Genomic DNA, 17,821 nt, shown 5'->3' with positions numbered 1-17,821 from the left:
TTCCGGACTCAGGAGTTTTCCAGGATGATGCCTTCGATGTCGTTGGCTACGTCCTCGCACTTGTCGGTGATGGTTTCGAGCAGTTCGTAGATCGCCTTGAGCTTGATCAGCTCGCGCACATCGTTCTCCTCGCGGAACAGCTTGCTCATGGCGCTGCGCAGCACGCGGTCGGCGTCGCCTTCGAGGCGGTCGATCTCCTCGCAGGTCTTGATGGCGGCCTCGGCCACCGACGGCTCGGCGATGCGCGACAGCATCTTCACCGCGTCGCGCAGGCGCTCGCAGCACTTGACGGCCAGGTCGGTCAGGCGCGTGATCTCGTCGGTCATGTGGCGCACGTCGTACAGCGCCATGGTCTCGGCCGTGTCCTGGATCAGGTCGGCCACGTCATCCATGGTGTTGATCAGCGAATGGATCTGCTCGCGGTCGATCGGCGTGATGAAGGTCTTGTGCAGCGCACGGTTCACCTCGGTGGTCACCCGGTCGGCCGCGCGCTCGGCGTTGTCGACGTCCTGGTTGTACTTCTCCCGCAGATGCGCGTCGCCATAGTTGGCCACGAGCTGCGAAAACGCATGGGCCGCCTCGACGATGCGATCCGCGTGCTGGTTGAACATTTCGAAGAAGTTGCCTTCGCGTGGCAAGAGCTTGCCAAAGAGCATGATGCACCTGTTGGTTTCAATGCGGATAAAGGATGTGCCACACAGCCCCTCGGAAAAACCGTCGGACTGTGCGGCACAGACGGGCGAAATTCTACGCGAGCTGTCATCCACCCGTCATATTTCGGGCAACAACACCCCAGGCCGCCGCGGGAAACCCCCGCAAAATACTAGGCACTGCGGAACACGAAATACACCGCGCCCAGCAGGCACAGGCCCGCCCACAGGTAGTCCCACTTCAGCGGCTGGTCCATGAACCACACCGAGAACGGCACGAAGACCAACAGCGTGATGACCTCCTGCAGGATCTTGAGTTGGCCCACGCTGAACTGCGTGAAGCCGATGCGGTTGGCCGGCACCTGCATCATGTATTCGAAGAAGGCAATCCCCCAGCTCACCAGCGCCGCGATGTACCACGGCGACGCCGACAGGTTCTTCAGGTGCCCGTACCAGGCAAAGGTCATGAACACATTGCTGGCGATCAGCAGGGCGATGGCCTGCACCGACACGGGGAGGTTGCTCAGAAAGCTCACGATGGCGCTCCACAAACGAGAAAAGCGCCATTGTCCAGCGCTTTTCCCCTCTTTTTCCCCGTGGGGATGCCGCTACTCGCCCAGGTAGGCGGCGCGCACCTTGGGGTCGCTCAGCAGCTGCGGGCCTGGCCCGGTCATGGTGATGACGCCCGACTCCATCACGTAGCCACGGTCGGCGATGGCCAGCGCGCGGCTGGCGTTCTGCTCCACCAGCACCACCGTCACGCCCATGGCATAGACATCGCGCACCACCTCGAAGATCTTGTCCACCATGATCGGCGACAGGCCCATCGAGGGCTCGTCCAGCAGCAGCAGCTTGGGCTGGGCCATCAGCGCGCGGGCCATGGCGAGCATCTGCTGCTCGCCGCCCGACATGGTGCCGGCCAGCTGGTCCTTGCGCTCGCGCAGGCGCGGGAAGATGTTGAACATCTTCTCTATGTCGGCCTGGATGCCGGCCTTGTCGTTGCGCAGGTAGGCGCCCAGCAGCAGGTTATCGGTGATGGTCTGGCGCGTGAAGACGCCGCGGCCTTCCGGCACCATCACCAGGCCCTTGGCCACCAGGTCCCACGGGCCCCGGCCCTTGATGCTCTCGCCCAGGTACTCGATGCTGCCGTCGTTGAGGGTCTGCGTGCCGGTGACGGCCTTCATCGTCGTGGTCTTGCCGGCGCCGTTGGAGCCGATCAGCGACACCAGCTCGCCCTGGAACACGTCCAGATCCACGCCCTTGACGGCCTGGATGCCGCCATAGGCCACCTTCAGGCCGCGTACTTTCAGCAGCGCCTGCCGGCGCTCTTGGTTGGTCGATTGGTCGGCCATGCTCAGTGTCCTCCGGTTCCGAGGTAGGCCTCGATCACTTTTTCATTCTTCTGCACTTCGGCGGGCGTACCCTCCGCCAGGCGCTTGCCGTAGTCGAGCACCGTCACGCGGTCGCACAGGCCCATCACCAGCTTCACGTCGTGCTCGATCAGCAGGATGGTGCGGCCGTCGTTGCGGATGCGGTCGATCAGCTCGCGCAGCTGCACCTTCTCGGTCGCGTTCATGCCGGCGGCGGGCTCGTCCAGCGCGATCAGCTTGGGATCGGTGGCCAGCGCCCGGGCGATCTCCAGGCGGCGCTGGTCGCCATACGACAGCGTGCGCGCCTTGTACTGCGCAAAGCGCTCGATGCCCACGTAGGCCAGCAGCTCCTGCGCACGGTCGCGGATCGCCGCCTCCTCGGCCTTGAACTTCGGGCCGCGGAAGATGGCGCCGAGCACGCCCGAGCTGGTGCGCACATGGCGCCCAACCATCACGTTCTCGAGCGCCGTCATCTCGGCGAACAGCCGGATGTTCTGGAAGGTGCGCGCGATGCCCGAGCGCGCCACCAGGTGCACGGCCTTGGGCTCGTAGGGATGGCCTTCGAGCTCGAAGCTGCCGGAGTCGGGCGTGTACAGCCCGGTGATCACGTTGAAGAACGTGGTCTTGCCCGCGCCGTTGGGACCGATCAGGCCGTAGACCTGGCCGCGCTCGATGGTCAGCGCCACGTCGGACAGCGCCTGCAGGCCGCCGAAGCGCTTGGAAATGCCGGCGACCTTCAGCACCGGCGCGGTGGTGTTCGTATTGTTCATGCTGCGGCTCCCTCAGTTCTTCTGCAAGGCGCTCTTGCCATGCTCGGGAGCAGGCCACAGGCCACGCGGGCGCAGCAGCATCACCACGATCATCGCCAGCGCGATCAGCAGCTGGCGCAGGATGGAGGCGTCGAGGCGCCCGTCGGTCATGGCCTGCAGCGGGCCGGCCACGTAGCGCAGCACCTCGGGCAGCGCCGACAGCAGCACCGCACCCAGGATCACGCCGGGGATGTGGCCCAGGCCGCCCAGCACCACCATGGCGATGATCATGATCGATTCCATCAGGCTGAACGACTCGGGCGACACGAAGCCCTGGAAGGCGCCGAACATCACGCCGGCCACGCCGCCGAAGGTGGCGCCCATACCGAAGGCCAACAGCTTCATGTTGCGGGTGTTGATGCCCATGGCCTTGGCGGCGATCTCGTCCTCGCGGATGGCCATCCAGGCGCGGCCGATGCGCGAATCCTGCAGGCGGTAGCAGATGAACACGCTGACCACCACCAGCGACAGGAACAGGTAGTAGTACAGCGACACCGACTCGATGGTGTAGCTGCCTATCTCCAGCCGCTTGGCCAGGTTCAGGCCGAATATCTTGATCGAATCGATCTGGCCCAGGCCCTTGGGGCCGTTGGTGATGTTCACCGGCTGGTCCAGGTTGAGCATGAAGATGCGGATGATCTCGCCGAAGCCCAGCGTCACGATGGCGAGGTAGTCGCCGCGCAGCTTGAGCACCGGCATGCCCAGCACAATCCCCGCGCAGGCCGCGAGCAGCGCCGCAAGCGGTATCACCAGCCAGATGGAGGTGTGCATGCCGTTCGGGAACAGGGCCTTGAAGCCCTCGAAGGTTTCCGCCAGGTGCGGCGATGCCATCAGGCCGAACATGTAGGCGCCCACCGCGTAGAAGGCCACGTAGCCCAGGTCCAGCAGGCCGGCGAAGCCGACGACGATGTTCAGGCCCAGGGCCAGCATCACGTACAGCAGGGTCAAATCGGCGATGCGCACCCAGGCGTTGCCGAAGGACTGCAGCACCAGCGGCAGCACCAGCAGCGCCACCGCGCCCACGATCCATTGTGCTTTCTTGTTCATGGCGTCTCCTTATGCCCGGTCGGCCACACGCTCGCCCAGCAGGCCCGAGGGGCGCAGGGTCAACACGATGATCAGCACAATGAACGAGAAGATGTCGACGTACTGGCTGCCCAGCACGCCGCCGGTGAGCGCGCCGATGTAGCCCGCGCCGATGGCTTCCACCAGGCCCAGGATCATCGCGCCCACCACCGCGCCGGCCAGGTTGCCGATGCCGCCGAACACCGCGGCGATGAAGGCCTTCAGCCCGGGCAGGAAGCCCATGGTGTGCTGGGCCGTGCCGTAGTTGGAAGCCCACATCACGCCGGCGATGGCGGCCAGCACCGCGCCGATCACGAAGGTGGCCGAGATCACGAAATCGGGCTTGATGCCCATCAGCGCCGCCACGCGGGGGTTCTCGGCGGTCGCGCGCATCGCGCGGCCCAGGCGGGTGTAGTTCACCAGGTACATCAGCACCGCCAGCGTGATCGCCGTCACCGCCAGGATCAGCACCTGCGTGGGCGTGATCACCGCGCCGGCCACCTCGAAGGGCTCGGACGGCAGCAGCGTGGGATAGGGCTTGTAGTTTGGCTTCCAGATGATCATCGCCAGCGTCTGCAGCAGGATGGACATGCCGATGGCGGTGATCAGCGGCGCCAGCCGCGGGCTATTGCGCAGCGGCCGGTAGGCGATCTTCTCGATGGTGAAGTTGAGCACCGCCGCCACCACGCACGCAATGAGCGTGGCGATCAGCAGGATGACCCAGCCCGGCATGTCGGGCATGGCGGTCTGCATCATGCCGATGATGCTCCAGCTGGTCAGTGCACCGACCATGAGCACTTCGCCGTGCGCGAAATTGATCAATTGAATGATGCCGTACACCATTGTGTAGCCCAAGGCTATCAATGCGTACATGCTGCCCAACACCAGACCGTTGATGATCTGTTGCAGCAAGATATCCATGCAAAACCCCTCACCGAGTGAACCACTTGGTGCGCGAAACCCGGACAGGGATAGGCCCGGCGCCGCTCACCACCAACCGCGATAACAGTCGCCTATGCGGATCGCCGTGATTCTAGCGACGGGGCCTGGGATTTCCCGAAGGGGCATGCACGGAGTTTCCCTAGGCTCCCAGTGAACGGCGGCCCGCCGCCGGGGCCTGCGGGGCTGGCCTGCGGCCCCAGTTCATCAGTGCCGTGCCCGCCACGGCCATACCGCCGCCAATGACGATGCTGGCATCGATGCGCTCACCCAGCCACAGCGCCGAACACGCCACGCCGACCACCGGCACCAGCGTGATATAGCCCGAGGCCGCGCCCGCGCCCAGCGCCTTCACGCCGTCGAAATACCAGGCGTAGGCCAGCGCCGTGGCGCCAAAGGCCAGGAAGGCCAGCGCTGCCCAGGCCTCGGCCGAGCCATGCACGGCGGCCCGCAGGCCGGCAGCGCCCTCGAACGCCAGGCTGGCCGCCAGCAGCATCAGCGCCCCCAGCGCCGAGGTCACCGCCGTGGTCGACAGCGCATCGACGCCGGTGAGCACCCAGCGGCCGACCAGCGTGTAGGCAACCCAGCAGACCACGCAGCCCAGGATCAGCAGTTCGCCCGCCCCCACCGCGCCTTCGAGCAGGCGCAGCGGCTCGCCGTGCGAGATCACGACCACGGCACCGCAGGCCGCGAGCGCCATGCCCAGCGCGATGGTGCGGTTCAGCCGTTCGCCAAACAGCCACACGGCCAGCAGCAGCGTGAGCACCGGGTTGAGCGTGATCACCAGCGCCGCCTTGCCGGCCGGCACCTGCTGCAGCCCGAGCAGAAAAAAGATCGAGTAGCCGAACACCCCCGTCGCCGCAGCGGCGGCCATGCCCAGCCAGCGCCTGGCGCTCCAGCTGCGCAGGCCCGCCATGCCGCCCGTGCCGTACATCCACGGCAGCAGCACCAGGGCCGCCAGCGCAAAACGCAGGCAGGCCGCGGCCAGCGGCGGCAGGCTCTGCGCAATGATGCGGCCCGCAGGCCAGGAGGCGCCCCAGAGCAGGGCCATGCCGACCAGCCGCAGGTGCGGGCCCAGGAAACGGTGAGAATGCATGGCGCGTACTATGTGCTCATGTCGATTCATAGACAAATGAGCAAATGCTCATAACCCAGACCCCATGACCCCATGACCTTCACCCAGCTCGAAGTATTCGCGGCGCTGGCCCGGGCCGGCAGCTTTTCGCGCGCAGCGGCGCTGCTGGGCATCACCCAGAGCGCCGTCAGCCATGCGCTGCGCGCGCTCGAGGGCGAGCTGCAGGTGCAGCTGGTGCGGCGCGAAGGCACCCACTCGCCGCTGACCGACGCGGGCACCCGGCTGCTGCAGCGCGCCAACGACATCCTGCAGCAGCAGGAGGCGCTGCGCCAGGAGGCCGACGCCGAGCGCGGCATCGCCCGCGGCACGCTGCACGTGGCCTCGTTCGGCGCCACTTCGTCGCTGCGGCTGCTGCCGCTGTTGATCGCCGAATACCGCCGCCGCCAGCCCGCCGTGCAGGTGCAGGTCGACGAACGCAACGACGACACAGTGGTCCGGTGGCTGCTGGAGCGCCGCGTGGAAGTCGGCTTCGTGGTGCTGCCCGACGAGCGCTTCGAGACCCTGCCCCTGGTCGAGGACGAGCTGGTGGCGCTGCTGCCCGCCGCGCACCGGCTCGCGGGCCAGCGCAGCATCGCCGCAGCAGACCTGCAGGGCGAGCCCTTCATCCGCACCTCGGCCGGCTCGGGGACGCAGATCGACCGCTTCCTGGCCGAGGCCGGCGCCCAGCCCGATGCGATCTACCATTTCGAGCAGATATCGTCGATGCTGGGCTTTGTGGCGCAAGGCCATGCGGTCGCCATCGCGGCGCGCCTGGCCGTGCCCGAGGAGCCGCCAGCCGGCATGGTCTACCGCAGCCTCTCGCCGCGCCAGCGCCGCATCACCGGCCTGGCCGTGCGCAACCTGCAGCGCCTGTCGCCAGCCGCAGCAGGCTTCGTGGCGCTGGCCCAGGAGATGGCGCGGCAAAAGCGCTTCGGCTAGCGAGGGTGCTGCTGCAGCGCCTCGCGCACGATGGGCTTGAGCCCTTCGGCCGCGACGGGATCGGCCAGGATCTGCGCCAGCTGGGCGCGCATGCGCGGCTCCCAGAACTTGCGGATGTGCTCGGCAATGCCCTGCAAGGCCTCGCCGCGCTCGGGCATGGCCTCGAAGAACTCGCCGATGCGGTTGGCCATGCGCACCAGGTTGCCGCTGTCCATCACCGGCCTCCCACCGCTGCCGCCTGCAGCAGCTCGAGCTGCTGGCTGTGCTGGCGCGCATGCTCGCGCTGCCAGTCCGATGGCTGGCTGACGGGCATCACCTGCACGGCCGTGACCTTGTACTCGGGGCAGTTCGTGGCCCAGTCCGAGCTGTCGGTGGTGATCACGTTGGCGCCCGACTCCGGGAAGTGGAAGGTGGTGTAGACCACGCCCGGCTGGATGCGCTCGGTGACGGTGGCTCGCAGCACGGTCTCGCCCGCGCGGCTCGCGATGCCGACCCAGTCGCCGTCGCGGATGCCGCGGTCCTCGGCATCGTGCGGATGGATCTCGAGCCGGTCCTCGCTGTGCCAGAGGCTGTTGGGGGTGCGCCGCGTCTGGGCGCCCACGTTGTACTGCGACAGGATGCGCCCCGTGGTCAACAGCAGCGGAAAGCGCGGCGTAACCTTCTCGTCGCTGGCCACGTACTGCGTGACGATGAAGCGGCCCTTGCCGCGCACGAAGCGCTCGCGGTGCATGATGGCCGTGCCGCCCTCCTCCGTGCCGTCGTGGCAGGGCCATTGCACGCTGCCCAGCCGGTCGATCTTCTCGTAGCTGACGCCGGCGAACGTGGGCGTGAGCGCCGCGATCTCGGCCATGATCTGCTCGGGATGCGTGTAGTGCATGGGATAGCCCAGCGCGTTGGACAGCATCTGCGTCACCTCCCAGTCCGCGTAGCCGCCCAGCGGCTGCATCAGCTTGCGCACGCGCGAGATGCGGCGCTCGGCGTTGGTGAAGGTGCCGTCCTTCTCGAGGAAGGAGGAACCGGGCAGGAAGACATGGGCGTACTTGGCGGTCTCGTTGAGGAAGATGTCCTGCACCACCACGCATTCCATGGCCGACAGCGCCGCCGTCACATGGTGGGTATTGGGGTCGGACTGCACGATGTCCTCGCCCTCGCAGTACAGGCCCAGAAAGCTGCCATCGAGCGCCGCGTCGAACATGTTCGGGATGCGCAGCCCGGGCTCGGGATGGAGCTCCACGCCCCAGGCGCCCTCGAACTCGGCGCGCACCGTGGCGTCCGAGATATGGCGGTAGCCCGGCAGCTCGTGCGGGAAGGAGCCCATGTCGCACGAACCCTGCACATTGTTCTGGCCGCGCAACGGGTTCACGCCCACGCCTTCGCGGCCGACATTGCCCGTGGCCATGGCCAGGTTGGCGATGCCCATGACCATGGTCGACCCCTGCGCATGCTCGGTCACGCCCAGGCCGTAGTAGATGGCGGCATTGACCGGCTGGCCTGCGGGATGGTCCTCGGCGCCCAGCGCATACAGCCGCGCCGCACCGCGCACGAGTTCGGGCGCCACGCCCGTGATCGCGGCCGTGGCCTCGGGCGAATGCTCGGGCCGCGCGGCAAAGGCCTTCCACTGCTCGAACGACTTGGCATCGCAGCGCTCGGCGATGTAGCCGTCGGCCAGCCAACCTTCGGTGACGATCACATGCGCCAGCGCGGTGATCAGGGCCACATTGGTACCGGGCCGCAGTTGCAGGTGGTAGTCGGCGCGGATGTGCGGCGACTTGACCAGCTCGATCTCGCGCGGGTCGATCACGATGAGCTTGGCGCCCGCCCGCAGGCGCTTCTTCATGCGCGAGCCGAAGACCGGGTGCGCTGCCGTGGGGTTGGCGCCGATGACCATGACCACATCGGTGTGCTCTATGGACTTGAAGGTCTGCGTGCCGGCCGAGGTGCCGTAGGTCTGGCCCAGGCCGTAGCCCGTGGGCGAATGGCAGACGCGTGCGCAGGTATCGACGTTGTTGTTGCCGAAGGCCGCGCGGATCAGCTTCTGCACCAGATAGGTCTCCTCGTTGGTGCAGCGCGACGAGGTGATGCCGCCGATGGCGTCGCGGCCATGCTTGGCCTGGATGCGGCGGAACTCGCTGGCCGCGTGCCGAATGGCCTCGTCCCAGCTCACCTCGCGCCAGGGGTCGGTGATCTTCGCTCGCACCATGGGCCTGGTGATTCGGTCCTTGTGCGTGGCGTAGCCCCAGGCGAAGCGGCCCTTGACGCAGGCGTGGCCCTCGTTGGCCTTGCCATCCTTCCACGGCACCATGCGCACGACCTGCTCGCCCTTCATCTCGGCCTTGAAGCCGCAGCCCACGCCGCAATAGGCGCAGGTGGTGATGGCGCTGTGCCCGGCCTGGCCCAGTTCGACCACGGTCTTTTCCTGCAGCGTGGCCGTGGGGCAGGCCTGCACACAGGCGCCGCAGCTCACACAGTCGCTGTCCATGAAGCTGCCGCCCTGGCCCGCGGTGACGCGCGAGTCGAAGCCGCGGCCGGTGATGGTCAGCGCGAACGTGCCCTGGGTCTCCTCGCAGGCGCGCACGCAGCGGTTGCAGACGATGCACTTGCTCGGGTCGTAGTCGAAATACGGGTTGGAAGTGTCGACCGCGGCCTTGGCCTCGCCCTGGAAGTGGTTGGCGCCGTCCATGCCATAGCGCACCTCGCGCAGGCCCACCGCGCCGGCCATGTCCTGCAGCTCGCAGTCGCCGTTGGCGCTGCAGGTCAGGCAATCCAGCGGGTGGTCGGAGATGTACAGCTCCATCACGCCCTTGCGCAGCTCCTGCAGCGCGGGGCTCTGGGTGCGCACCCGCATGCCGGCCTCGGCCGGCGTGGTGCACGAGGCCGGAAAGCCCTTGCGGCCCTCGATCTGCACCAGGCACAGGCGGCAGGAGCCGAAAGGCTCCAGGCTGTCGGTGGCGCAGAGCTTGGGCACGCCGATGCCGCCCTCCAGGGCCGCGCGCATCAGCGAGGTGCCCTGGGGCACGGTGACTTCGCGGCCGTCGATGGTCAAGGTGATCCGTGCCTCGGAAAGGCTCGCGGGCGTGCCCAGGTCGGTGGCCTTCAGAGCGTCGAGCATGGCTGCTCCTTGGGTTCGGTTGCCAGGCCGAAATCGGCCGGATAGTGGTGGAGCGCCGAGCGCACCGGGTAGGGTGTCATGCCGCCCATGGCGCACATCGAGCCGTGCTGCATGGTGTCGCACAGGCTTTCGAGCAGCGCCACCTGGGCGGCATGGCCCTCTCCTCCTCGGGAGATGCGGTCGATGACCTCGACGCCGCGCGTCGAGCCTATGCGGCAGGGCGTGCACTTGCCGCAGGACTCGACGGCGCAGAACTCCATCGCGTAGCGCGCCAGCCGCGCCATGTCGGCCGTGTCGTCGTGCACCACGATGCCGCCGTGGCCGACCACGTCGCCGCGCGCCGCATAGCCTTCGTAGTCGAGCGGCGCATCCCAGTCCGCCGGCGCCACATAGCTGCCCAGCGGCCCGCCGACCTGGATGGCCTTGGCGGGCCGGCCGCTGGCCGTGCCGCCGCCGAACTCCTCCACCAGCGCGCGCAGGCTGAGGCCAAAGGCCTTTTCCACCAGGCCGCCGCGCGCGATGTTGCCGGCGAGCTGGAAAGGCAGCGTGCCGCGCGAGCGTCCCATCCCGAAGCCCTGGTAGAACGCGGCGCCCTGAGCCAGGATGACGGGCACCGTGGCCAGCGTGATCACGTTGTTGATGACTGTGGGCCGGCCGAACAGGCCTTCGATGGCCGGCAGCGGCGGCTTGGCGCGCACGATGCCGCGCCTGCCCTCGATGCTTTCCAGCATGGCGGTCTCCTCGCCGCAGACATAGCTGCCCGCGCCCTGGCGCACCTCCATCCGAAAGGCCCGGCCGCTGCCCGCCACATCGCCGCCCAGCCAACCGGCGGCCTCGGCGCGCGCGATCGCCGCGTTCAGCGTGGCGATGGCATGCGGGTACTCGCTGCGCACATAGACATAGCCCTGGGTCGCGCCCACGGCCAGGCCGGCGATCGCCATGCCCTCGATCAGGCAGTAGGGATCGCCCTCCATCAGCAGCCGGTCGGCGAAGGTGCCCGAGTCGCCCTCGTCGGCATTGCAGGCGATGTACTTCTGCGGTCCGGCCGCCGCGGCCACGGTCTGCCACTTGATGCCGGCCGGAAACGCCGCGCCGCCGCGCCCGCGCAGGCCCGAGTCGGTCACCTGCTGCACCACGTCGGCCGGCGCCATGGCGGCGGCACGGCGCAGGCCCCGCCAGCCGCCATGGGCCTCGTAGTCCGCCAGGCTCAGCGGATCGGTGATACCCACGCGCGCAAAGGTCAGGCGCTCCTGGCGGGCCAGGTAGGGGATCGCTTCGGTCGGCCCATGGCACAGCGCATGGGGCCGGCCCTGCAGCAGCCCGGCATCGAACAGGCCCGGCACATCGCCGGCCGCCACCGGGCCGTAGGCCACGCGGCCAGCGGGCGTCTCAACCTCGAGCAGCGGCTCCAGCCACAGCAGGCCGCGCGAGCCGTTGCGCACGATCTCTACCGCCTGGCCGCGTGCCGCGCATTCTCGCGCCAGCGCCTCGGCCACCGCATCGGCCCCGGCGGCGAGCGCGGCCGCATCGCGCGGCACATAGAGGCGTATGCCGGCGGCAGTATCTTTATTATCAGATTTGATAGCTGCTGGCGCTTTCCCCATCTCGTCAAAACCGGTTTTTGGCTCAAAATCTGGCTGCAACCACTGCTGCGCCAGCTCGGCCAGCCGCGCCGGCGTGAGGTGCGCATGCACGTCGTGCCCGTCCACCATCAGCGCGGGCGACTGCGCGCACAGGCCGAGGCAGTACACCGGCTCCAGCGTCACGCTGCCGTCGGCGCGCGTGGCGTGCTGCGCGCAGCCCAGCAGCTGCTCGGCCTGCTGCGCCAGTGCATCGGCGCCGCGCGACTGGCAGGCCTCGGCGCGGCAGATCTGCACCACGCGCCGGCCCGGCGGCGCCGAGCGGAAATGCGGGTAGTACGAGACCACGCCGTGCACCTCGGCGCGCGAAAGGTTGAGCGCATCGGCGATGCGCGGCACGGCCGCCTCGGGGATATGGCCGAGCGCATGCTGCACGGCGTGCAGCAGCTCGATCAGCGCGCCCGGCCGGTGGGCGTGCTGCGCGATGGCCCAGTCCACGGCCTCGGCCTGGCGGGCATAGTGAAATGCAGGTTCGGTCTTGGCATCGGTCGCCGAAGGGTTCGCTGGCATGGAATGGGATCGCTGAGGATCTTCGCTGGCTAGGGTGGTGGAGAGGCCAGGTGCAGCCCAAAAAGGGCGGCCCTCGCCTCGCTGTCTCTGCGCTATTTCAAGCGCAATGGGTATCTACGTCAAATTCTCTTGCACTGCGGGCCTTCGCCCGGGCAGCGGGGCCCCCGATCTTTGCTAAGCTCATGCACCAAATGACCCATCCGCCAACCGCTCCAGCCGGCTATCACTTCTCCGACCAGATCGGCCACCTGCTGCGGCGCGTCTACCAGCGGCATACCGCCCTCTTCCAGCACTACATCCCCGACTCGCAGCTCACGGCGGCGCAGTTCGTCGTCCTGTGCTCGGTGCGCGACCATGGCGGCAGTTCGCTGGCCGACATCGTCAAGGCCACGGTGATCGACCAGGCCACGATCCGCGGCGTGGTCGACCGGCTCAAGCAGCGCGAACTCATCCGCGTAGACCACGACAGCAGCGACCGGCGCAAGGTCGTCATCGACCTCACCGCGGCCGGGCGCCAGCTGGTGCACGAGATGGAGCCCTTCGCCCAGCAGATCACCGAGAGCACCTACGGCCGGCTCAATCCGGCCGAGCGCCTGGCGCTCGACTTCCTGCTGCGCAAGATGCTGGAAGGCAACGAGCCCGACTGACGCGCCGGGCCCAGCGCTCAGTCGAGTGCGCGGTTGCGCGACTCCACATCCACCGCCCAGATCGACACCGCCCCCGCCACCAGCATGCTGGACAGCACGACCAGGGCCAGCGTGAAATGGCTGGCCATGATGGGCGCGATGATGGCCGGTGCGAACAGGCCGCCAAAGCGCGCCACCGCGCCGGCCATGCCCATGCCGCTGGCGCGCAGGTCGGTCGGGTAGACCTCGGGGGTGAACGCATACAGCGCACCCCAGGTGCCCAGCAGCGAGAAGCTCATCAGCAGCGTCGAGCCGATGACCACGACCGGCGACGAACCCAGGCTGTACAGCATGCAGCCCACGGCGCTCAGCAGCAGGAAGCCGATCAGCGTGGGCTTGCGGCCCCAGCGCTCGACGCCATAGGCCGACAGCGCGAAGCCCGGCAGTTGCACCAATGCCAGCACCACCAGGAAGACCTGGCCGCGCATGAAGGCAAAGCCCTCGCTGCTGAGCTTGACCGGCAGGTAGACGAAGACGCCGTAGTAAGCGATGGAGATCAGCGCCCAGGCCAGGAACAGCGCGAGGCTGCGGCGGCGCAGCTCGCCCGAGAACAGCGCGAAGACCGACTTGCGCTCCTGCTTCTCGGGCTGCAGTTCTGGAATCGGCGCCGTGTTGCCGTTGACCTTGGCGACGCGCTCTAGCACCTTGCGGGCCTGGTCCGACTTGCCGTTGCGGTTCAGGAACATGGGCGACTCGGGAATATAGAAGCGCAGCACCACGCCGATCAGCGCCGGAATGCCCGTCACGAAGAAGATCACGCGCCAGGCGTCGTCGCCCCAGGACACGGCCACCAGCGCCAGGATGGCCAGGAAGATGGTGCCCACGGCCCAGAACGACTCCAGCAGCACCAGCCAGCGGCCGCGGCGGTCGCTGGGCAGGAACTCGGCCATCATCGTGTAGTCCACCGGCAGCGTGCCGCCCACGCCGATACCGGTCAGGAAGCGCAGGAACAGCAGCCAGGCGAACTCGGGGGCGAAGGCCGACGCCACGCCGCAGCACGCATCGATGACCACGGCCATCATCAGCACCGGCCGCCGGCCGATGCGGTCGGCCAGGCGGCCGAAGACAAAGGCGCCGATCAGCATGCCGATAAAGAAGAAGGTGCCGGTCTGCAGCGCCTCGGGCACCGTCTTGCCGAAGGTCTTGGCGATCGATGGCGCGCTGAAGCCTATGGACAGCACCTGCATGGCATCGGCCAGCCACACCAGGCCGAAGATCACGAAGAGCCGGTACTGGAATTTGCCGACACCCGCGGTCTGGATGCCTTTTTCCACGGAAATAAATGCTGATGACATGCAGAGTCTCCTTTTCTCGTCATTTCAAAATGGTTGAAGCCGTATCGCCCTGCAGCGCGCCATCGCGCTGCCCTTGCCTTGCACCCCATCACCGACGCAGCCGCCCCCCCTCGGTGCCATGGACATGGCCCGATCACTGCATTCAGACAGGGGGTGGTGGGTCGGAAACCGGTTATTTCTGTGCGTGTGCCCCGTGGGCCTGCGCACGCAGCCGCTCAATCGTCGTCGTATCGTCTGGCCACGCTTTTTCCTCCGGTGCAAATCGTTTGCGCAGATAGCCGAGCAGGTCGGCGATCTGCCTGTCGTCCAGGCTGTCCCTGAATCCCGGCATGTAGCCCAGCGCGTCGTTCGCCGGGGTCTGGATGCCGTTCAGGATCACCTGGACCAGGTTGTCGGGCGCTGCCGCATGCAGGTTGGTGTTGAGCCCCAGCAGCGGCTTGACGCCGAACAGCGTGGGGCCGCTGCCCGCCTCGTGGCAGACCGCGCAGGCGTTCTGGTAGATGCGCTCGCCGTTGGCGTGGCGCTCGAAGACCTCGGCCGGCGCAGGCAGGGCTTGCGCCACGGCGGGCACCGGCATGGCCTGCGGCGCCTGGCCCGGCAGTTCCATCAGGTAGGTGACCATGGCGCGCACATCGCTTTCGGGCAGTTCGGCCAGGCCGTGGATCACCGGCGCCATCGGCCCCGCCGCCACGCCGTGGCGCGCCGAAAAGCCGCTGCGCAAGTATTGGTACAGCTCCTCGCGGCCCCAGGGCAGCTTGCCGCCGGCCAGCGCGTTGAGCGCGGGTGCGCTCCAGCCCTCGGCCTCGCCGCCACCCAGGTAGTGGATGCCGCCCTTCTCGGCCCCGAGGGCATTGCGCGGCGAATGGCAGGCCGCGCAGTGGCCCGCGCCCTCGACGAGGTAGGCGCCGCGGTTCCATTCGGCGCTGCGCGCCGGGTCGGCCTTGAACGGCGTGGCATCGTGGAACAGCAGGTTCCAGCCGGCCATGGCCGGGCGCAGGCTGTAGGGAAAGGCCAGTTGGGTCTCGGGTGCCTGGGCCTTCACGGCGGGCTGCGACATCAGGTAACCGTAGAGCGCCTGCAGGTCGCCATCGCTGAGCTTGGCAAAGGCCGTGTACGGGAATGCGGGATAGAGCTGGCGCCCGTCCTGGTGGATGCCGCGGCGCATCGCGCGCTCGAAGGCCGCATACGACCAGCGGCCTATGCCGGTCTCCGGATCGGGTGTGATGTTGGTCGAGTAGATGGTGCCGAACGGCGTCTCCAGGCCCAGGCCGCCCGCATTCGAGGCACCGCCGGGCGCCGTGTGGCACACCACGCAATCCCCCGCCGCGGCGATCAGGCGGCCGCGCTCCAGCGCCTGCGGCGAATACAGCGAGACGTCGGGCCCATCGGTCAGTGGCAGTGCGGGCTTGAGCGGCCAGGCCAACGAGGCCATGCCCGCGACGCCGGCAGCGGCGGCTGCCAGCCAGCCCCAGCCGCGGCGCAGCGGCCCGCGCGCAGGCTGAGCAGCGTCGCCCGCCAGGGCCAGGCGCAATTGCTCGGGCTGAAACGGTACCTCGCGCAGGCGCACGCCTGTCGCCTGGCGGATGGCGTTCGCAATGGCCGCGGCGGCCGGCAGCGTGACGACGCCATCGAGCCCCAGTTGCCCGTGCCGGACCAGGCCACCGGCCTGGGGCTGGGCCAGCTCGGTGGAGCTGTCACGGTGCGCGGGCAGTGCCGCGGCCGGCTCGGCCGGGCTGTGCCAATCGTCGAAAGCACCGGGCGCGCCCAGCAGCCGGCGGGCATCCGCCAGCAATTGCGGATCCTGCTGCACGATCTCGGGGCGCAGGCTGGCGCCCTGGGCGGCCTGCAAGCCCTGGCTGTCATGGCCGGCCACGACGCGCGTGACTTCGATCTCACCGGTCTGCGGATGGACCGCCACCTCGGCCACCCAGGCACTCCAGGCCATGCGGTCGGCACCATCGGCGTCCAGCGTCTGCAACTGGGCCGTGGCAAAGCCGCGTCCGCGCAGCCTGCCGTCGTCCATCTGCTCGTCCTGCCAACATGCGCTTTCGGCCACCTCGCGGGCCAGCTCGCGGCCCCGGCCTTCGGGCAGGTGCTGCAGGCGCCAGTCCAGCGGCTCCCGGCCCCCCGCAAGCGCCTGCTCGTGCCACAGGCTTTCGCTCGCGAAGACCTGGGCTGCATTGAGATCGTCGACGCTTGCCTGGGGCAGGCCGCCGGCCTGCCTGCGGGCCTGCACCGTGCCCGCGCCGCACACGCTGGCCTGGGCGGCGGCGCGCGCCAGCTCGGGCTGGCTCAGCAGCCGCGCCAGGCTGGGCCGCACGGCCCAGGGCGTGTCGGAGACCAGCGCAGTCCGCGCGTCGCCGCCCGGGCGCTGCAACACCGTGCCCGGCTCCGCGTTCGGCGGTGCAACGCGGAGCACCAGTTCGCCGGCCGGCTCTGCAGTATGGGAACGGCAGGCCACGCCGACAGGCCGGCCCACGGCCTGGGACAGCAAGGCCGCATCGGCCGCGGCATCCATGACATCGAGAGGATGCAGCGCCGCGGGCCCCGGCAAGCACACCAGGCGCAACGCCGATTCGGACAGCTGCAGCAGCGCGGCCACTTCGCGCGCCACCATGCGCTGCACCTCGGGCGTGCAAGGCGGCAGCCAGAAGCTCGCCTGGCCGTTCAGGCACCAGGCCGTGGCCTGCGCACCGGCCGGCGCCTCCGCCCGCGGCAGGCGCCAGACGAAGCGCTCGGCGCTGGCGTCGGCCTCGTCGGCGCGCGGCGAAAATCTTTCCAGTCCGGCATCGCGCCAGACGGGGTTCATGCATGCCAGGGCCTGGCGCGCATGGATGGGAGACACGGCCACCACGCCCAGGAACTGGTCGCGCTGCACGGCGGCCACCACGCCGGCCATGGAACGCACCTCGGCCAGATTCGCCTCGGCCAGCGCAGCCCCCTGGTAGCGCAGGCCGTCCCAGCCGGCAGCGGCCGGGCGCAGCGCCAGTCCGTGCAGCCGGTCCATCGGCAGCGACGCCACTGCGCCGGCCAGCAGTGCAGGATGGGTGGACGGGTTCATGCCGGGGCCCCGTCCGCATTCGCGGGCTTGGCTGGCTCGCCGCGGCCCGGGCAGCGCATGCGCAGCTCGGCGGCGCGCAAGGCGGCCTGCAGGATTTCCACATGCGTGCCGCAGCGGCACAGGTTGTGCTGCAGCTCGTTGCGCAGTTCCTGCTCGGAGGGATGGGCATTGCGGCGCAGCAGCGCCTCGACGGTCATGATCATGCCGTTGAGGCAGTAGCCGCACTGCGCCGCCTGGCAGGCTATGAAGGCCTGCTGGGTCGGGCCGGGCTGGGCGCGCGTTCCCAAACCCTCGAGCGTGGTCACCTCGCGGCCCACCGCCGCCCTCACCGGGATCACGCAGGAACGCGCCGCCACGCCGCCGATCAGCACCGTGCAGGCGCCGCACTCGCCCAGGCCGCAGCCGTACTTGGGCCCGTTGAGCTCCAGGTCGTTGCGCAGCACATGCAGCAGCGCCGTCTCTGGCGCCACCGGCACTTCACAATCGCGGCCGTTGACCCGCAGGTGCAAGGGGCTGGAAGTGCTGCTTGGATTGGCGGGTGTTCCCATGGTGGAAGGCTTCGGTCGGTCGGCGGTTGGGGTGGTCGGCTTCTGGGGGCCGGACGGCCGGGCTGGGCCTGCCTGTCCGGCGCAGG

15 protein-coding genes are annotated in these 17,821 nt (G+C 68.7%); 2 read left to right on the top strand and 13 right to left on the bottom strand.

The genetic code is table 11. From position 1 onward, the window contains the following. Positions 1-8: 8 nt before the first annotated feature. From ACYVKR_RS23260 to ACYVKR_RS23230, 7 genes are all read right to left on the bottom strand, one after another. Positions 9-656, bottom strand: coding sequence for a DUF47 domain-containing protein (locus ACYVKR_RS23260; protein ID WP_460483362.1), 648 nt, complete (start codon positions 654-656; stop codon positions 9-11). Between the two features lie 167 nt (positions 657-823). After that, entirely contained in the window at positions 824-1,186 is a 363-nt protein-coding gene (locus ACYVKR_RS23255) for a DMT family protein (RefSeq protein ID WP_460483361.1), read from the bottom strand. 72 nt (positions 1,187-1,258) lie between these two features. After that, on the bottom strand, positions 1,259-2,002 hold the full coding sequence (locus tag ACYVKR_RS23250; RefSeq protein WP_460483360.1) for an ABC transporter ATP-binding protein: 744 nt from the start codon (positions 2,000-2,002) through the stop codon (positions 1,259-1,261). 2 nt (positions 2,003-2,004) lie between these two features. After that, on the bottom strand, positions 2,005-2,790 hold the full coding sequence (locus ACYVKR_RS23245) for an ABC transporter ATP-binding protein (RefSeq protein ID WP_460483359.1): 786 nt from the start codon (positions 2,788-2,790) through the stop codon (positions 2,005-2,007). A gap of 12 nt (positions 2,791-2,802) precedes the next feature. Continuing rightward, positions 2,803-3,876 (bottom strand): ABC transporter permease family protein, encoded by a 1,074-nt coding sequence (locus ACYVKR_RS23240; RefSeq protein WP_460483358.1) that lies wholly within the window; start codon positions 3,874-3,876, stop codon positions 2,803-2,805. Positions 3,877-3,885: 9 nt separating this feature from the next. Then, positions 3,886-4,815 (bottom strand): branched-chain amino acid ABC transporter permease, encoded by a 930-nt coding sequence (locus ACYVKR_RS23235; RefSeq protein ID WP_460483357.1) that lies wholly within the window; start codon positions 4,813-4,815, stop codon positions 3,886-3,888. Between the two features lie 160 nt (positions 4,816-4,975). Further along, positions 4,976-5,929: a DMT family transporter gene (locus tag ACYVKR_RS23230; protein ID WP_460483356.1), complete on the bottom strand. Its 954-nt coding sequence runs from the start codon at positions 5,927-5,929 to the stop codon at positions 4,976-4,978. Between the two features lie 72 nt (positions 5,930-6,001). Between ACYVKR_RS23230 and ACYVKR_RS23225 the strand changes: the two genes are divergently transcribed. Beyond that, positions 6,002-6,886: a LysR family transcriptional regulator gene (locus tag ACYVKR_RS23225; RefSeq protein ID WP_460483355.1), complete on the top strand. Its 885-nt coding sequence runs from the start codon at positions 6,002-6,004 to the stop codon at positions 6,884-6,886. Here ACYVKR_RS23225 and ACYVKR_RS23220 read toward each other — a convergent pair. From ACYVKR_RS23220 to ACYVKR_RS23210, 3 genes are read right to left on the bottom strand one after another with little or no spacing between them, the layout of a single operon-like run. After that, positions 6,883-7,101 carry a formate dehydrogenase subunit delta gene (locus tag ACYVKR_RS23220; protein ID WP_460483354.1) on the bottom strand — a complete coding sequence of 73 codons (219 nt, stop codon included), beginning with the start codon at positions 7,099-7,101 and terminating at the stop codon, positions 6,883-6,885. The two genes, ACYVKR_RS23225 and ACYVKR_RS23220, sit on opposite strands and share 4 nt — an antisense overlap. After that, on the bottom strand, positions 7,101-9,995 hold the full coding sequence (gene fdhF / locus ACYVKR_RS23215; RefSeq protein WP_460483353.1) for a formate dehydrogenase subunit alpha: 2,895 nt from the start codon (positions 9,993-9,995) through the stop codon (positions 7,101-7,103). The genes ACYVKR_RS23220 and fdhF overlap by 1 nt, the downstream gene beginning before the upstream one ends. Further along, the gene (locus ACYVKR_RS23210; RefSeq protein WP_460483352.1) at positions 9,980-12,145 is read right to left on the bottom strand and encodes an NADH-quinone oxidoreductase subunit NuoF family protein; all 2,166 of its coding nucleotides are present in this window, start codon (positions 12,143-12,145) and stop codon (positions 9,980-9,982) included. Before ACYVKR_RS23210 ends, fdhF begins: the two co-directional genes overlap by 16 nt. Before the next feature lie 191 nt (positions 12,146-12,336). Here ACYVKR_RS23210 and ACYVKR_RS23205 point away from each other — a divergent pair, with 191 nt between their 5' ends. Next, positions 12,337-12,792: a MarR family winged helix-turn-helix transcriptional regulator gene (locus ACYVKR_RS23205; RefSeq protein WP_460483351.1), complete on the top strand. Its 456-nt coding sequence runs from the start codon at positions 12,337-12,339 to the stop codon at positions 12,790-12,792. A 17-nt stretch (positions 12,793-12,809) separates the two neighbouring features. Here the strand turns inward: ACYVKR_RS23205 and ACYVKR_RS23200 are convergent, their stop codons facing one another. The 3 genes from ACYVKR_RS23200 to ACYVKR_RS23190 all read right to left on the bottom strand — a co-directional run bounded on the left by ACYVKR_RS23200 (position 12,810) and on the right by ACYVKR_RS23190 (position 17,735). After that, positions 12,810-14,126: an MFS transporter gene (locus tag ACYVKR_RS23200; RefSeq protein WP_460483350.1), complete on the bottom strand. Its 1,317-nt coding sequence runs from the start codon at positions 14,124-14,126 to the stop codon at positions 12,810-12,812. Positions 14,127-14,298: 172 nt separating this feature from the next. Further along, on the bottom strand, positions 14,299-17,187 hold the full coding sequence (locus ACYVKR_RS23195; RefSeq protein ID WP_460483349.1) for a c-type cytochrome: 2,889 nt from the start codon (positions 17,185-17,187) through the stop codon (positions 14,299-14,301). Further along, on the bottom strand, positions 17,184-17,735 hold the full coding sequence (locus ACYVKR_RS23190; protein ID WP_460483348.1) for a (2Fe-2S)-binding protein: 552 nt from the start codon (positions 17,733-17,735) through the stop codon (positions 17,184-17,186). Before ACYVKR_RS23190 ends, ACYVKR_RS23195 begins: the two co-directional genes overlap by 4 nt. Between the last annotated feature and the right edge of the window lie 86 nt (positions 17,736-17,821).

Source organism: Comamonas humi, assembly GCF_054782535.1.
This window is presented reverse-complemented; position numbering and strand designations above follow the sequence as displayed.

Coding starts and splice junctions, on each gene's coding strand:
- ACYVKR_RS23260 (WP_460483362.1), bottom strand. CDS start 656: ATGCTCTTTGGCAAGCTCTTGCCACGCGAAGGCAACTTCTTCGAAATG.
- ACYVKR_RS23250 (WP_460483360.1), bottom strand. CDS start 2,002: ATGGCCGACCAATCGACCAACCAAGAGCGCCGGCAGGCGCTGCTGAAA.
- ACYVKR_RS23245 (WP_460483359.1), bottom strand. CDS start 2,790: ATGAACAATACGAACACCACCGCGCCGGTGCTGAAGGTCGCCGGCATT.
- ACYVKR_RS23240 (WP_460483358.1), bottom strand. CDS start 3,876: ATGAACAAGAAAGCACAATGGATCGTGGGCGCGGTGGCGCTGCTGGTG.
- ACYVKR_RS23235 (WP_460483357.1), bottom strand. CDS start 4,815: ATGGATATCTTGCTGCAACAGATCATCAACGGTCTGGTGTTGGGCAGC.
- ACYVKR_RS23230 (WP_460483356.1), bottom strand. CDS start 5,929: ATGCATTCTCACCGTTTCCTGGGCCCGCACCTGCGGCTGGTCGGCATG.
- ACYVKR_RS23225 (WP_460483355.1), top strand. CDS start 6,002: ATGACCTTCACCCAGCTCGAAGTATTCGCGGCGCTGGCCCGGGCCGGC.
- ACYVKR_RS23220 (WP_460483354.1), bottom strand. CDS start 7,101: ATGGACAGCGGCAACCTGGTGCGCATGGCCAACCGCATCGGCGAGTTC.
- fdhF (WP_460483353.1), bottom strand. CDS start 9,995: ATGCTCGACGCTCTGAAGGCCACCGACCTGGGCACGCCCGCGAGCCTT.
- ACYVKR_RS23210 (WP_460483352.1), bottom strand. CDS start 12,145: ATGCCAGCGAACCCTTCGGCGACCGATGCCAAGACCGAACCTGCATTT.
- ACYVKR_RS23205 (WP_460483351.1), top strand. CDS start 12,337: ATGACCCATCCGCCAACCGCTCCAGCCGGCTATCACTTCTCCGACCAG.
- ACYVKR_RS23200 (WP_460483350.1), bottom strand. CDS start 14,126: ATGTCATCAGCATTTATTTCCGTGGAAAAAGGCATCCAGACCGCGGGT.
- ACYVKR_RS23195 (WP_460483349.1), bottom strand. CDS start 17,187: ATGAACCCGTCCACCCATCCTGCACTGCTGGCCGGCGCAGTGGCGTCG.
- ACYVKR_RS23190 (WP_460483348.1), bottom strand. CDS start 17,735: ATGGGAACACCCGCCAATCCAAGCAGCACTTCCAGCCCCTTGCACCTG.